This window comes from Pleomorphomonas sp. PLEO (assembly GCF_041320595.1).
Lineage (GTDB): Bacteria > Pseudomonadota > Alphaproteobacteria > Rhizobiales > Pleomorphomonadaceae > Pleomorphomonas.
In genome coordinates, this window is the sequence record NZ_CP166625.1 from 4347855 (window position 1) to 4362006 (window position 14152).

The following is a 14152-nucleotide window of genomic DNA, read 5'->3' on the forward strand; positions in this document are numbered from 1 at the left end:
TCAGGCGCCGCGGAAGGGGACGACCGCTCCCGATCGAGCCGGGTGAGACGATCGGTCGCCAGATGCGGCAGCCAGACGACCAGATAGCGGGACCGCCAAGGAGCCGGATCCCTCGGCTTTGGATCCGATACGTGGGGCACGGAAGGATTGCTCATCGATACGCCACTCCATCATCCACGCACCGACCGGACCCAAACGATTTCGCGCGAGGTCGGCCGAAAAAACCGGGTTGCCGGGATGCCGGCCACCGCAACTTGGAGCGGCCGCGACGCGCCAGCGCGTGACGGCGCTGGTCGCCCCCGGAACACCGCCGGTTCTGAGCAAAATTCCGGTGGAGCGGCTTCCGTCGGCGATCAATGACAGGCGACGACAGGCCGTCAGATCGAGGTGGCGGTCGTCGCCGAACGGTTCGATCAGCACCGCCGCGAAGGCGCGGGCGGCAAGCCCCTCCTCGGCGGCACGCAACACATCCGCCGTGTCGCGGGCCGTTACAGCAACGAGGCATGACGGATCGAGGCCGAAGGCGGTAAGGCCGGGGCCGTAAGGCTCGCCTGCCTCGCGGCCGGCCATCTCCGCGCGGACCCAGAGCCAGAGACCTCCCCGCCCAGCCGACGACAGGAGCCGCCCGGCAAGTGCCAGGGCAAAACCGGTCGCGGCAGCCATGTCGGGCGCGCCGGCTGGACTTATGTCGTGCAGCGCGCCGCGCCGTAGACCGCCCGTCGCCGCATCAACCTCGGGGTGACCGAAGGGAACAGCCGTCGTCTCCGGTCCTGCCCAGACATTAGCTGCTCGCCCATTGCGGAAAACGGCGGCCGGAGTGAGGCGGCGAGCGACAGGGGCGATGTCATGCACCGGCACGCCAGCCACCTCCTCTGCCGCCGCAGGGGCTTCCGCACGGCCATCGCCTCGGCCGCGCGCCCGTTCCAGTTGGGCGATCTGCCGTCGAAGCATAGCAATCCTGTCCGTCGACTCGCTCGCGAGCACGGTTTAACCCCCGTTTTCGTGGTTCTTGTTCTCTATATGTTCCAGTATAGAAGGGGCTTTGGAAGAGTCAAGGACGGGTATGCGGCGGGACATGCCGAGGTTTAGGCGCAGCAAGGGGGCTGTGCAAGGTGAGCACCCCCGCTACTACGATAAGGATGGCAGGACGCTCGATAGAGATTCCATACTCAGTTGAGTAGCGTCTCAATGCGAGCCACGCGTTCCGCACGGGATCCGGAAACCTCAACAATACGCGGCCCATCCTCCAGCAATCCCAGATCGTCCTGCCGCAACATGGTCTTGAGCCGCTGGTCCACCTTGGTGCGCAATTGCGGATATTCGATCGGGACCCCGATCTCGTCGAGCCGAAGCAACGGCACGAAGACGATCAGATCCAGTGAGGCGAGAGCTTTGGCAATACGGTTCAGCAAGCGTCCTTGCGGTAGCCATTCGAAGCCTTCACTTGCGCTGACAATGTCCAAATAGGCGATAAAATCGAGCGGACAGCGATCGAAAATCAGATCCTTTTCCCTGGCCTGCTCAAGGAGCAGCATACAGCTTTGCCCGAGTTGTTCCTCAAGGTCCGCCGTGGTTGGCCCGTCGGCGAATGGCATGCCGTTTTGAGCAAGCAACCAATAGGGCTCGGGTACGCTCTCGTAGTTGCCATGCGCGGATATGAAATCGTCGATCAGCGTCGTCTTGCCACAACCGTGCGTGCCAGTTACTGCGATACGCATCGATGCCTCCTAAAGATGCCGACTTAAGACGTCTTCCTCCTGACCGCAACTTTGCGGTTCAGACCAAAACGAAACTACCCACTCCATCCACCGCCTTGACGTCGCCATGTATTGGTCTCACACAAGCCGGGTCGGGCGAACCGCCTAAAGACAATCCATCATCGGGATACTCCGTGCCACAGCGCCCCTTAGAGCTTGCCCGCATCGAAATGGCGACCGACGAAGCTATTCGCCGCGCCGCCAACCTTATTCGGCAGGGCGATCTCGTCGCCTTTCCGACCGAGACCGTTTATGGCCTCGGCGCTGATGCGACACAGGGCCAGGCCGTTGCCTCCATCTACGAGGCCAAGGGGCGGCCCTCCTTCAATCCGCTGATCGCCCATGTCGACAGCATTGCCATGGCGGAGACGCTGGTCGTCTTCGATCCGCTGTCGCGACAGCTCGCCGAGACCTTCTGGCCAGGCCCGCTGACGCTGGTGTTGCCCGAGCGGCCGGATTGCCCTGTCTCGTCGCTGGCCACCGCTGGCCTCGACACACTCGCCGTGCGCATGCCGGCGCACCGGGTAGCGCTCGAACTGATCCGCGTCGCCGGCGTGCCGATCGTCGCGCCCAGCGCCAACACCTCCGGCCACGTCAGCCCCACGTCCGCGGCTCATGTCTATGGCGATCTTTCGCGCCGCGTGCCGCTGATCCTCGACGGCGGCCGCACCGAGGTAGGTCTCGAATCGACCATTCTGCAGGTCCGCGACAACATTCCGTATCTTCTGCGTCCGGGTGGTCTCGCCCGCGAGGAGATCGAAGCGGCGATCGGTATCGCCGTCATCCGTTCGGAGGGCGACCCGTCCACCACGCCGGTGGCGCCCGGCATGCTCGCCTCCCATTACGCGCCGCGCGCGCGCGTTCGGCTCGACGCCCGCCGTGTCAGTCCCACTGAAGCCCTTCTCGCCTTCGGCGGGGCTTCGATCCACGGCGTCGCGGAGGCTGCGCGCGTCTTCAACCTCAGCCCCTCGGGTAGCCTGCGCGAAGCGGCGGCCAATTTGTTCGACATGTTGCGCCAGGCCGACGGCGAAGACATCACCGGCATCGCGGTGGCGCCAATCCCCATCCATGGACTTGGCGAGGCGATCCGCGACCGGCTGACACGAGCAGCGGCGCCGCGCTAAGGCCATGAGCGTTTGAGCGGAAAGCCGATTCTTCCCTTTCCGCACGATGCGCTAAGCCTTCCTGCCACCTTGACGGCGCGACCGTGGCGGCATCCTCTGTCTCAGGATTTTCACGGACGCCACAAGGCGCCTTCCGGAGAGGGTCGTATGCGGACACTTTTCCTGAGCCACCCGCGTTATCGTGACCACCTCGCCCCGGAGAACCACCCCGAACAGCCAGAGCGCATAATGGCGATCGAGCGGCGGCTGGAAGGTGAGGCCTTCCAACATTTGATCCGCGATATGGCACGACCGGTCTCGGACGCGGAAATCCAGCGCGTCCATCCCGCCGGCTATGTCGACCATATCCGCATCCAGGCGCCGCATGACGGCCTGATGTCGATCAGCGGCGACACCATTTTGTCAAATGGCACTTATGAGGCGGCGCGGCTTGCCGCTGGCGCCGCTTGCCTCGCTGTCGATGAAGTGATGGGCGGCCTCGTCGACAACGCCTTTTCCGCCGCCCGCCCACCCGGTCACCACGCCAGCGCACGACAGGCCATGGGCTTCTGCTTCTTCAACCATGCCGCCATAGCCGCCCGCCACGCCCAGGCGGCGCACGGAGCCGAACGCGTCGCCATCGTCGATTTCGACGTCCATCATGGCAACGGCACGCAGAACATCTTTTATTCCGACAAAACGGTCTTCTACGCCTCGATCCATCAGGCACAACTGTTTCCGGGTACCGGAGAGACCTCGGAGACCGGCATCGCCGGCAACATTCTCAATGTGCCGCTCGACGCCGGCGCCAACGGAGCGGTCGTGCTCGAGGCAATGACAACCGCCATTCTGCCGGCCGTCGAAGCCTTCCGGCCCGATCTCCTGGTATTGTCGGCCGGCTTCGATGCTCACTATCGCGACCCGCTTGGCGACCTCAACCTCGTCGAGGGCGATTACGGCGTCCTGACCCGCGCCTTGATGGAAGTCGCCGATCGTGTCTGTGGCGGCCGCATCGTCTCCCTGCTGGAAGGCGGCTACGACGTCGACGCCCTCGGCCTGTCGGCCGCCGCCCATGTTTCGGCCCTGATGGGCCACTGATCCCAATTGGCGAAGATGCTGACGCATCCGCTCATTGAAGCCATTGCCGATTTCTCATTTGCATCTTGGTATGAGTCGCTCTGAGCAATGCCGTTGGAGGCCGGGTAATCGGAAAGGCGTTTATTTCCAATACCCAGGCGGTGTGGGCGCACACGAGTGTTCGGAGCCATGCGGCGCGACTTCGCTCGGATTTGGCTGCCACCAACTCCCTTTATCGACCCAGTGAAGGCGGCATCTCGTCGTGTGCTGCTTTTCCGAAAGGCACGCGCCGCAGACAACGACGGAACTTTTGCTTAATAAGAGGTTAAGATCTTCTTGGGGTGATCATTTGCTTTGCGTTGTGTCAAATACTTGATTAGCTTTTAGTCTCAGGCGGTAACAAAGCAAATGTCGCATTTTAGTCACGCATTCAAAAATCTAATTCAGCCTAGGAAGAAATCCGAACCGCATGAATGCTGCCCGCCCTTGTTCAGCCGCATTCAGAGGCATAATATATGAACGTGGAAGACGTGATTTAAACACGGCACTCCCGAATGAATACATAAGACAAACCACGTACCCGGCGACGGGGTAGGACGGTACTCAGATGGTCAAACAGGCTGACGCTGTTAACAACGGCCAGATCCAGCAAGGCAGCGAGCTGGAGCTCGACGCCCAATATCATGAGATCGGCATTCCGGCGGTGAACGCTGCGGCGCGCGCAATGCGTCGTCAGGTGCAGCAGAAGGACTATACGACGGTCCAGCAGACCGCTCCGATGTTCTCCTACGAGGATTGATCGGACGACCTCCCGGGGCTGGCGCATGTTGCAGCCGGCCCGGCGGTGAGCCATTTTCAGATTTGCTTCGGAGGCTCGACGCACCGATCCTTGATGGTTCTGTGCGTGAGGAAGGGCTTGTGTTTCTGGAGTAAACGGGTGAGTTCGTCGAAGGCCGGGGCTTGATGCTCCGGCCTTCGGCGTTTTAGTGGCGCTTTCTGCCGACGCCTCATTAGCCCCCGTGAGCGTCGGGCATCTTGTTGGCACCATCCATAGGCATGCCGTCGTGGCCACCTGCCTTGTGGTCCATCGCCTTGGCATCGATTGCCTCGACCGCGAATTCCACCGGTACCTCACCCGCCTTCTCGAAAATCAGCGTTCCCTTCACCTTCGTGCCGGCTTCGAGAGGCGCCGTCAGCTTCATGAACATGAGGTGGTAGGAGCCGGGCTTCAGCTCAACGGTCGCGCCCGCCGGAATATCGACCCCTCCCCCAAGCTGCCGCATCTTCATGACATCGCCTTCCATCTTCATCTCATGCACCTCGGCGCGGCCGGCGAGCGCGAAGCTGCCGCCGGTCAGCCGGTCAGCCGTATTGCCGGTGTTGACGATGGTCACGAAACCACCTCCCATCTCGGCGCCCTTGGCGGTGGCCCGCGTCCAGGGATGCTTCAGGATAAGCGCCCCGGCCTTGAATTCATGGGCAGCGGCCGGCTGGATAGCCAGTGCGGACGCCGCCGGTAAAACAGCCAAGAAGCCGGCAACCAGCGCCGTGCGGAAAAGGGTCTGAGAAATCTGGACCATGGAAAACCTCGATTGATTGACGGCCGGTCGCCCGTGGCTCCGGCATGCCCGCATCGCGGGTTTGATTTGTTGAATGAAGAGAAGGCGCGTCGCCTTTCAGAGAGCCGGTTACCGATCAGGCGAGCCCAGGCGGTGCCCGTTGCGATGGCGGGCGACCGGCCCGCACCGGTACAATCGGAGCCTTTGGCACGGCAGGCGCAAGCAGAAGCGGAAAACCTGTCGGCTCCGGCAACGCGGCCGGCGCTGCCAAGACCCCAACGGCGCTGCCAAGGCAACAGGAGAGGCAATCATGGACGATCCGCGCCGGTGCTTTGACCGGTAGCTGCGTGTCTGCGCCCGCCATCGCCGAACAAAGAACTGGATAAGCTCCGAGGCCATCACGCGCCTCTGCCTGCGCGGCGGCGAGCGGTGCCAGCGTTTGCAGCACAAGCGCATAGACGAACAGGACACGCGTGACATCGCGCGCCAGATCTCTCAGCCCCTGCCGCCAGCCGTTACGTGTCATGGCCTCCCCACGGCTCATATCCGACCAAACACTTACCAGATTGCCTTGGCGGTGCAATGTCCAACGGGAAAGACTCGACCGCCGCCGCGCCCGCGTATAGAGAGACTGCGGACGGTGACGCCTCCTTCTTCGAAGGGAGTCGCCGCATTCGGAGAATTCGCCCATCGCCAAGCGAACCGGCCTCGCGAAGGCCAGAGTTCTGGACGTCGCCCATGCTCAACGCGTTTCATCCCGTCGGCGACAAGCTCGAATACGCCCCCAATTGCGGCACCCTTGTGCCAGATCAGCAAGCGCTGTGGATCGACCTGATGACGCCGACACGCGCCGAGGAATTGGCGGTTGAGGAATTCATCGGCGCCGAGCTTCCGACGCGTGCTGAGATGGAAGAGATCGAGCCGTCGAGCCGGCTATCGGTCACCAACGACGTCCTCTATCTTACCGCTGCCCTGCCCTGCCGTGCCGGCAGCAATGATCCGGGCATTACCGTCGTCACCTTCGTGCTCACCGACAAGCATCTTGTCACCGTCCGCTATGACGAGCCGGGGACCATTCCGCTCGCCATCAAGAATGTCACGACAGCGGGCGCCAACGTGACGACGCCGCACGGTGCGCTGTTGACGATCCTGGAGGCGGCCATCGATCGGCTGGCCGACGTCATCGAACAGTCGGGCGCTCGCATCGAGACCATCGCCCGGCGCGTGTTCGAGGACGACTCGCGTGCCGCGCCAACCGGCGATCGGTACAAGAGCTCGCTTCGGCGTATCGGCCGCGAAGGTTTGCGCCTGGGCCATTTCCAGGAGAGCTTGATTTCACTCTCGCGCCTGCTGTTGTTTCTTACCGCAAAAATGGAAGGGCCACGCTATTCCAAGGAAGATGTTGCTCGCCTGAAGCCGATGAAAAGCGACGTCACAGCGCTGGCCGACCATTGCCGCGGCCAGGAGGAACGCATCACCTTCCTGCTGGACGCAACGCTCGGCCTCATCTCGATCCAGCAGAACGACACGATCAAGATCTTCTCGGTTCTGGCCGTGATCTTCATGCCGCCCACGCTGGTCGCCAGCTTCTATGGCATGAACTTCCGCTTCATGCCGGAGCTCGACTGGACCTACGGCTATGTCTGGGGAATCGCCGTCATGATCCTCTCGGCAGTTGGTACCTACGGCCTCTTCCGCTGGAAGAGATGGCTGTAAGGCGCGAAACGGGCGCGTACAATATGTGGAATAGATATCCTCGACCAATGCACACTGTGGTTGCAGACTGAGAGTCTTGGTAAAACGTCCAAGGTCGACATCGATCTGGGGCTGTCCATGTTCATTTCATTGAAGAAACTTGCCATCTGCGCGGTCGTCGCCGGCATTGCCACTACCGGCATTGCCAAGGCAGAATCGTTCACCAAGCTGACACAACAGGGCTACAAGCTTGGCAAGCTCACCACAGGCAAATCAGGCATGCCCGGCTGGATAGCCTCGAACGGCACGAAGCAGTACTTCTGCAAGATGTGGGCAAGCAAGGCCTACGTCGGCAAGGATGGCATGGTGGCCTTCACTTCGAGCGGACGACAGGTAGGGCTGGACCGAGCGACCTATGAAAGGATAATCGGCGGCCCCGATTCCTCGATTCCGCAGCTGAGCGATCTCAAGGCGGGACGCGTCAAGCCGGCCGACGTCGATATCTGCCTGCCACTTTCCTGACTTCATTGAGTCATCAAAAAATATGCGTCCTGTCTCCGATCCCTACCGGACCGGAGACAGGACGCTCATTTCTCAAATAAATTAACAATAACGCTTAGTCGGAGAGAGATCGAGGCGGCTGAACTGGGCTGACCGGAGTTCTAATCTTGTGTCTGCTTATGGCTTTATGAAAAGCTTAAAACGCTACGCTTAAAAATTGCTTCGTATGGGATCGCCACGCGTTCAGCCACCTCGATGGGCCCGATTGTCTCGGGACCGACGTTCCATCGCATGCAGGACGGCGGATTTCTATGGCCCAATACGTAGCGACCGGGAAATGGTCATCTTGTGCCAGCCACCCGGCATTCCGTGTCAGCTTTTCTCACTCTGGAGGGCTGTTGGGACCGGTCGTCTTGCCTTTAACGACCGATATTCTCGATCCACTGCGCCCACCCCATTTCCGACAGTTTCCCCGCCACGTCCTGTAGGCTCCGCCCCGAGCCGGCGAGTTGGCGCACCTCGCGCGGCGACAGATCGTATTCACGGCGGAATGCCCGGCTGAAGTTTTCAGGATTGGGAAAGCCGTGGGCGCTGCCGATCTCGGAAATTGACATGTGCCGGCAGTCCGGCGAGCGTAGTGCCTGCAGGGCACGTTGCAGGCGCCGACGGCTGACATAGGTGGCGAAGCCACCAACCGGCTCGAAGAGTCGGTAGGCTTTCCGCCGCGATAGCCCGAAAGTCGCGAGCAGACTATCCAGCGAAAGAGTGGGATCGAGAAGATTTTCTTCGACGTAGCGTCTCAAGCCAACAAAGTGCGCCAGATTGACGCCAGCCATGCTCCGCTCATCCACATGACCATTGATGGCGGCGGCGGCGAGGTCGAGCAGCGGTTGCATCACAGTTTCAGCTTCACGGCGCGACATATTGTCGATCTGGCCATGGAAGCTCTTCAGGCTCTCGCGGAACAGCGTGACCAGTGGCAGGCCAGCCGGAATAATCCGCATGTGAGAGGCATCCGGGCTTTCAAGCCGCGTTGACAGCAGGCGGCGTGGCACCACGAGGCTGATCTGATCGTGATCGGTGGTGGAGGTGGCGAGCGGCTGAGCCATATCGATCATGTAGAGATCGCCCTCGCCTGCCACTTCAGAATTGCTCCCTCCCCGCGTAGCGCTTCGGCCGGAGAGGTAGAATTGCAGGAGGTAGCCGTCCATGCCGTCACGGGCGATCTTATAGCGAGAACGATCGAAATCCTGCGCTGTGCTGCGCACACGGCCGAGCCCCACATCGCCGACGAAGGCCGCGTCGACGTGAGCGAAAAAGCCCTCCTCCACGCTTTTGCGCGGGCGGGTGTCAAAAATCACGCCGATCGCCTCGTTCCAGGCCGGCTGGACGAGATGGGCCGGTAACAGTCGGCTATCGAAGCGAGAACGCGGGAGTTTTGAATCGGGAGAAACGGCGCTCATCTAGGGTCGGGCGCTCCGGGCGTCATGTAGAAACTGACAGTCTGCACAATTACTTATACAGAGAGCACCCGGAATATCAAGCAGCCCGCGACTGTCTAGCCGTGCAAGGCATCCGGCACCTGGCGTTGCCGTCGGGTGTCGGATGGTTCACGTAGTGCGCACCTGCCAAGTTTTCACGCCACCGACAGGCGATATTTCGCAAACCCTTCGCCGGCGTCGCCGACCTTCTCCACCTTGACGCCGGCCGGGACGGTATCCAGCGTGGCGTTTGGCGAGTTCGGGAAAGTGAGGTTGACACTGTCCGGCAGCTTGGCGATCGACCAGTTGCCGTCGGCTGAAGGATTGATGGTCTTGTTCTCGATGATATAGCGGACGATGACGTCGCGGTTGCTGTCCGGCCCCTGGAATACTACCGTGCTGCCGTCGGCACCTGGGAAGTGACCACCACCGCCAGCACGGTAGTTGTTGGTCACCACCAGGAACTCCTGGTTCGGCTCGACCTGCTTGCCTTGGTAGGCGAGATCGATGATGCGATGAGCGCCCTCCGCCACCACCTTGCCGTCGTTGTCGTAACGCCTCTCCTGCGTGACATCGATGCGGTAGGTGACGCCATCGATCACGTCGTAATTATAGGACGGAAAGGTCGTATCGATCAGCGGCTGCTCGTCGATCTTCGTCGGATCGATCCGGTTGAAGATGCCGGCCGAACGCTCAAGCCACTCCCGCAGCTGCTCGCCGGTGATTTTCACGATGCGGATGGTGTTGGGGTAAAGATAAATGTCCGCGACGTTCTTGATGGCGATCGGGCCCTTGGGAACGAAAGTGTAGTAGTCCGGACCGGAACGGCCGCCGCATTTGAAGGGAGCCGCTGCCGACAGGATCGGCAAGTCCGGCAAGCCGGCCGCCTTCGCCTGAGCCGCTCCATACCAAAGCTGCGCCTGACTGACGATCTGCACCGACGGATCATCGGCAACCAGCGCCCAATAGCTAGAGATGGGCGCAGAGGTCTCGCCAACAGGACGGCGGACGTAATCGAGCGTCGCCTCGTGGTCGGCTTTCACCGCCGCGAGTACCGCCGGCACGGCATCCACGCGGGGTACGATTTTCTTGTCAGCCGTCCGTTCGTAGATCGGGCGCGCTTCGACCTTGAAGCCACTGACCTTCCAGCCCTCGCCTTCCTTGACGAGATCGAGATCGATGACGCCGAGATGGCTGCCCCAGAAGCCGGGCATCACAGTCGGCACGCCGTTGAGCGTTCCCTTCTCAATATCGGCCCCTTCTATGCCGGTGAAATCCTTGCCGGGGAAGACGAGATGCTGGTGACCGGTGAAAATGGCGTCGATCCCTGGCACCATCGAAAGGAACAGCGCGGCGTTTTCCTCGCCACCCGACCGCTCACCGCCGGCAATGCCAGAATGGCAGAGGGCGATGACCACATCCGACTGCTTGCGTAGCGCGGGCAGGTATTTTCCGGCGGCATCGACGATATCGATCGTGGTCGCCTTGCCCTCAAGGTTATCCTTGTCCCACTGGACGATCTGCGGCGGCACGAAACCGATAACGCCAATGCGCAGCACATGCTCGTCGCCCTCCGCGTCGGTCACCTTGGCGTCGAAGATGCGAGTCGGCTCGATCAGCGGCGTCCCATCGGGTTTCAGCACGTTGGCGCAGACGGCCGGGAACTCGGCGCCGGACAGCGCCTTGCCAAGAAAGTCGAGCCCATAGTTGAACTCGTGATTGCCGAGCGTGCCGCAGAGATAGCCGAGGCCGTTCATCGCCGCGACGATCGGATGCTTGTTGCCACCGTCGAGGCCCTTCTCGTAGGCGATATAGTCACCGAGCGGGCTGCCCTGGATGAGGTCGCCATTGTCGAACAGGAGGGCGTTGTGCGCTTCGTCGCGAGCCGCGGCGATCAACGCGGCCGTCTTGGCGAGACCGACGGTATCGTCCGACTTATCGCGATAATAATCATAGGGAAAGACATTGACGTGGAGATCGGAGGTCGCCATCAGGCGCAATCGGACAGTCGGTTCGGCAGCGGCGGCAACCGTGGGAACGAAGGCAACGAGCGCACCGGCGGCGGTAGCCAGCAATAATTCACGGCGGCTGAGACGATGAATCGGCATTGTGGCTTGTCTCCTGAATGAATGCCCTTGCCGGGCAAAAGGCATCAATGGCGACGCGGAAGCGAGGGCTACCTGAACTCCTGGAGCCGCTTTTTCTGTCGCCCCTCGCCGTCGAAGTTGTCCGGCATCAGCCAAGCTTCGAAGGAGGCCTTCAGAGCCGGCCATTCGCTATCAATCACCGAGAACCAAGCAGTATCACGGTTGCGTCCCTTGACGATGACGGCCTGGCGGAAAGTGCCTTCAAAAGTAAACCCCAGCCGTTCGGCGGCTTTCATCGACGGTAGGTTGAGAGCGTTGCATTTCCACTCATAGCGCCGATAACCGAGGCCATCGAAGGCGTTCTTCATCAGCAGATAGTGCGCTTCGGTGGAGATGGCCGATTTCTGCATCAGAGGCGACCAGGTCACCCAGCCGACCTCGATGGAGCCGTTGACCGGATCGATGCGAAGATAGGAGACGATGCCGACCGCCCGGCCGCTCGCCTTGTCCACCGCCGCGAAAAACAGCGGGTCTTCGGATGGGATGAGCGGGGCAATCCAGACGCCCAAATCGGCTTCGCTCGAAAAGGGACCGACGGACAGATAGGTCCACATCCGGCCGCTCTCGTCGGCGGAATAGGCGGCGAATAGATCCGGCACGTGAACGGTCGACAAAGGCTCGAGTCGCACCGTCCGCCCTTCCAGCGCCGTATGCGACGGACGCGGGCGAGGCGACCAGCCGTCGACCACCGGCCCGACAGGATTGCCATTGGCGTCCAGTTCGGTAAAGCTCATTTCATCCCCCTGGAGCAGTGCGCCTTCTGGCTAACGCAAAGTGCCACCTTGCCTAATGTCGCATCATTTTGGCAGAAAATCGGTTGCCACTTTTCCGCACGAAGCCGTTGCCCCTCCGGCCTTATTTGCCGATCACGCCCGCGAATTCGACCCGATTCTGCCCGAGCGCGGTGAGCGCCGCTTGAACGATACCGTGGGCGTCGAGACCGGCGGCGGCATACATGCGCTCCGGCTTCTCGTGATCGACGAAAGCATCGGGCAGCGTCAGCGCCCGGAACCGGAAGCCACGATCGAAGCGGCCGTCATCGATCAGCGCCTGGGCCACCTGGCTGCCAAAGCCGCCGGTTGAACCTTCCTCGACGGTGATCAGCAGTTCGTGGTGGGCCGCCAGCTGACGGATCAGCGCACGGTCGAGCGGTTTGGCAAAGCGCGCATCGGCCACCGTGGTAGGCAGGCCGAAAGCGGCAAGCTCCTCGGCCGCTTTCAGCGCCTCGGCGAGACGGGTGCCGAACGAAAGGATGGCTACCTTACCGCCCTCGACGACGATACGCCCACGGCCGATCTCAAGCAGCTGGCCACAGGCCGGCAGCTCGACGCCGACGCCCTCGCCGCGCGGATAACGGAAAGCGATCGGACCATCGTCATAGGCGACCGCCGTCGCCACCATGTGCCGGAGCTCCGCCTCATCGCCGGGCGCCATCACCACCATGTTGGGCAGGCAGGCGAGAAAAGCAGTGTCAAAGGCGCCAGCATGCGTCGAGCCGTCGGCGCCAACGAAGCCGGCCCGGTCGATCGGCAGGCGAACAGGCAGGTTCTGCAAGGCCACGTCGTGTACGACCTGATCGTAGGCACGTTGCAGGAAGGTGGAATAGATGGCGCAGAAAGGCTTCAGGCCTTCGGTTGCCATGCCCGCCGCGAAGGTCACCGCATGCTGTTCGGCGATGCCGACATCGAACATGCGATGGGGGAAGGCCTCGGCAAACAGGTCGAGCCCGGTGCCGGCCGGCATGGCGGCGGTAATGCCGACGATGCGCTCGTCACGCCGTCCCTCGTCGACCAGCGTCTCGCCAAACACCTGCGTATAACTCGGCGCATTGGCCTTGGGCTTCACTTGAGCGCCGGTCACCACGTCGAACCGGCTCACACCGTGATATTTATCGGCGGCTGCCTCGGCTGGCGGGTAGCCCTTGCCCTTCTTGGTGACGACGTGCAGCAGCACCGGCCCGTCCTTGGCGTTACGGACATTGCGCAGCACTGGCAGCAGATGAGACAGATTGTGCCCGTCGATGGGGCCGACATAATAGAAGCCCAGTTCCTCGAACAGTGTGCCGCCGGTTAGGAAGCCACGTGCGTATTCCTCGGCCCGCTGCGCCTTCTGCCGGAGGCCTTTCGGCAGGTTAAAGGCAAGCTGCTTCATCGCCTCGCGCAACGTGAGATAGGTGGGGCCGGAAACGAGGCGCGCCAGATAGGCGCTCATGGCGCCAGTCGGCGGAGCGATCGACATGTCGTTGTCGTTCAAGATAACCACGAGACGGCTGTCCATCGCACCAGCGTTGTTCATCGCCTCGTAGGCCATGCCGGCCGACATGGCGCCATCGCCGATGACGGCGATGACCTGATTGTCGCCGCCCTTCAAGTCGCGCGCCACTGCCATGCCAAGGCCGGCCGAGATCGACGTCGACGAATGGCCGGCGCCAAACGGATCGTAAACGCTCTCGGCGCGCTTGGTGAACCCGGAGAGGCCGCCGCCCTGGCGCAAAGTGCGGATGTCCGCACGTCGACCGGTCAGAATTTTATGCGGATAAGCCTGATGACCGACGTCCCAGATCAGCCGATCGCGCGGCGTGTCGAACACGGCGTGCAGCGCTACCGTCAGCTCGACGACGCCCAGCCCGGCGCCGAGATGGCCGCCGGTTGCCGACACTGCGTCGATCATCTCAGCGCGCACCTCGGATGCGAGCTGCTCAAGCTCGGCAACCGATAGTACCTTGAGATCATCCGGCGACGATATCTTGTCGAGGAGCGGGGTGGCGGGACGCGGCAATCCAAAAAATCCGTGAAACTACGAGGGCAAATCCCTCATCTTCAGATATCAGTC

Annotated in this window: 13 protein-coding genes; 5 read left to right on the plus strand and 8 right to left on the minus strand. The window is 61.9% G+C overall.

Going from position 1 to position 14152, the window contains the following annotated elements; all coding sequences use genetic code 11:
* A complete protein-coding gene (locus AB6N07_RS20160) occupies positions 1–951 on the minus strand; it encodes an ImuA family protein (RefSeq protein WP_370674841.1) in 951 nt (316 codons plus the stop codon).
* 218 nt (positions 952–1169) lie between these two features.
* Positions 1170–1718: an ATP-binding protein gene (locus AB6N07_RS20165; RefSeq protein WP_370674842.1), complete on the minus strand. Its 549-nt coding sequence runs from the start codon at positions 1716–1718 to the stop codon at positions 1170–1172.
* A 209-nt stretch (positions 1719–1927) separates the two neighbouring features.
* Between AB6N07_RS20165 and AB6N07_RS20170 the strand changes: the two genes are divergently transcribed.
* The 3 genes from AB6N07_RS20170 to AB6N07_RS20180 all read left to right on the plus strand — a co-directional run bounded on the left by AB6N07_RS20170 (position 1928) and on the right by AB6N07_RS20180 (position 4736).
* Positions 1928–2881: an L-threonylcarbamoyladenylate synthase gene (locus AB6N07_RS20170; protein ID WP_370678286.1), complete on the plus strand. Its 954-nt coding sequence runs from the start codon at positions 1928–1930 to the stop codon at positions 2879–2881.
* Positions 2882–3028: 147 nt separating this feature from the next.
* Complete coding sequence (locus tag AB6N07_RS20175; protein ID WP_370674843.1) at positions 3029–3958, plus strand: histone deacetylase family protein; 930 nt, start codon at positions 3029–3031, stop codon at positions 3956–3958.
* Positions 3959–4544: 586 nt separating this feature from the next.
* On the plus strand, positions 4545–4736 hold the full coding sequence (locus tag AB6N07_RS20180) for a hypothetical protein (protein ID WP_370674844.1): 192 nt from the start codon (positions 4545–4547) through the stop codon (positions 4734–4736).
* Between the two features lie 211 nt (positions 4737–4947).
* Here AB6N07_RS20180 and AB6N07_RS20185 read toward each other — a convergent pair whose 3' ends face one another.
* Positions 4948–5517, minus strand: coding sequence for a copper chaperone PCu(A)C (locus AB6N07_RS20185; protein WP_370674845.1), 570 nt, complete (start codon positions 5515–5517; stop codon positions 4948–4950).
* Positions 5518–5632: 115 nt separating this feature from the next.
* A complete protein-coding gene (locus AB6N07_RS20190) occupies positions 5633–6022 on the minus strand; it encodes a DUF2946 family protein (RefSeq protein WP_370674846.1) in 390 nt (129 codons plus the stop codon).
* A 212-nt stretch (positions 6023–6234) separates the two neighbouring features.
* Here AB6N07_RS20190 and AB6N07_RS20195 point away from each other — a divergent pair, with 212 nt between their 5' ends.
* Both AB6N07_RS20195 and AB6N07_RS20200 read left to right on the plus strand, forming a co-directional pair.
* Positions 6235–7212 carry a magnesium transporter CorA family protein gene (locus AB6N07_RS20195; protein ID WP_370674847.1) on the plus strand — a complete coding sequence of 326 codons (978 nt, stop codon included), beginning with the start codon at positions 6235–6237 and terminating at the stop codon, positions 7210–7212.
* Between the two features lie 117 nt (positions 7213–7329).
* Complete coding sequence (locus tag AB6N07_RS20200) at positions 7330–7713, plus strand: hypothetical protein (RefSeq protein ID WP_370674848.1); 384 nt, start codon at positions 7330–7332, stop codon at positions 7711–7713.
* A gap of 398 nt (positions 7714–8111) precedes the next feature.
* Here AB6N07_RS20200 and AB6N07_RS20205 read toward each other — a convergent pair whose 3' ends face one another.
* From AB6N07_RS20205 to dxs, 4 genes are all read right to left on the minus strand, one after another.
* Positions 8112–9155 carry a helix-turn-helix domain-containing protein gene (locus AB6N07_RS20205; RefSeq protein WP_370674849.1) on the minus strand — a complete coding sequence of 348 codons (1044 nt, stop codon included), beginning with the start codon at positions 9153–9155 and terminating at the stop codon, positions 8112–8114.
* Positions 9156–9328: 173 nt separating this feature from the next.
* The gene (locus tag AB6N07_RS20210) at positions 9329–11281 is read right to left on the minus strand and encodes a bifunctional 2',3'-cyclic-nucleotide 2'-phosphodiesterase/3'-nucleotidase (RefSeq protein WP_370674850.1); all 1953 of its coding nucleotides are present in this window, start codon (positions 11279–11281) and stop codon (positions 9329–9331) included.
* Positions 11282–11349: 68 nt separating this feature from the next.
* A complete protein-coding gene (locus AB6N07_RS20215; protein ID WP_370674851.1) occupies positions 11350–12054 on the minus strand; it encodes a GNAT family N-acetyltransferase in 705 nt (234 codons plus the stop codon).
* Positions 12055–12175: 121 nt separating this feature from the next.
* On the minus strand, positions 12176–14098 hold the full coding sequence (gene dxs, locus AB6N07_RS20220) for a 1-deoxy-D-xylulose-5-phosphate synthase (RefSeq protein ID WP_370674852.1): 1923 nt from the start codon (positions 14096–14098) through the stop codon (positions 12176–12178).
* Positions 14099–14152 lie beyond the last annotated feature (54 nt).

Coding starts and splice junctions, on each gene's coding strand:
- AB6N07_RS20160 (WP_370674841.1), bottom strand. CDS start 951: ATGCTTCGACGGCAGATCGCCCAACTGGAACGGGCGCGCGGCCGAGGC.
- AB6N07_RS20165 (WP_370674842.1), bottom strand. CDS start 1,718: ATGCGTATCGCAGTAACTGGCACGCACGGTTGTGGCAAGACGACGCTG.
- AB6N07_RS20170 (WP_370678286.1), top strand. CDS start 1,928: ATGGCGACCGACGAAGCTATTCGCCGCGCCGCCAACCTTATTCGGCAG.
- AB6N07_RS20175 (WP_370674843.1), top strand. CDS start 3,029: ATGCGGACACTTTTCCTGAGCCACCCGCGTTATCGTGACCACCTCGCC.
- AB6N07_RS20180 (WP_370674844.1), top strand. CDS start 4,545: ATGGTCAAACAGGCTGACGCTGTTAACAACGGCCAGATCCAGCAAGGC.
- AB6N07_RS20185 (WP_370674845.1), bottom strand. CDS start 5,517: ATGGTCCAGATTTCTCAGACCCTTTTCCGCACGGCGCTGGTTGCCGGC.
- AB6N07_RS20190 (WP_370674846.1), bottom strand. CDS start 6,022: ATGACACGTAACGGCTGGCGGCAGGGGCTGAGAGATCTGGCGCGCGAT.
- AB6N07_RS20195 (WP_370674847.1), top strand. CDS start 6,235: ATGCTCAACGCGTTTCATCCCGTCGGCGACAAGCTCGAATACGCCCCC.
- AB6N07_RS20200 (WP_370674848.1), top strand. CDS start 7,330: ATGTTCATTTCATTGAAGAAACTTGCCATCTGCGCGGTCGTCGCCGGC.
- AB6N07_RS20205 (WP_370674849.1), bottom strand. CDS start 9,155: ATGAGCGCCGTTTCTCCCGATTCAAAACTCCCGCGTTCTCGCTTCGAT.
- AB6N07_RS20210 (WP_370674850.1), bottom strand. CDS start 11,281: ATGCCGATTCATCGTCTCAGCCGCCGTGAATTATTGCTGGCTACCGCC.
- AB6N07_RS20215 (WP_370674851.1), bottom strand. CDS start 12,054: ATGAGCTTTACCGAACTGGACGCCAATGGCAATCCTGTCGGGCCGGTG.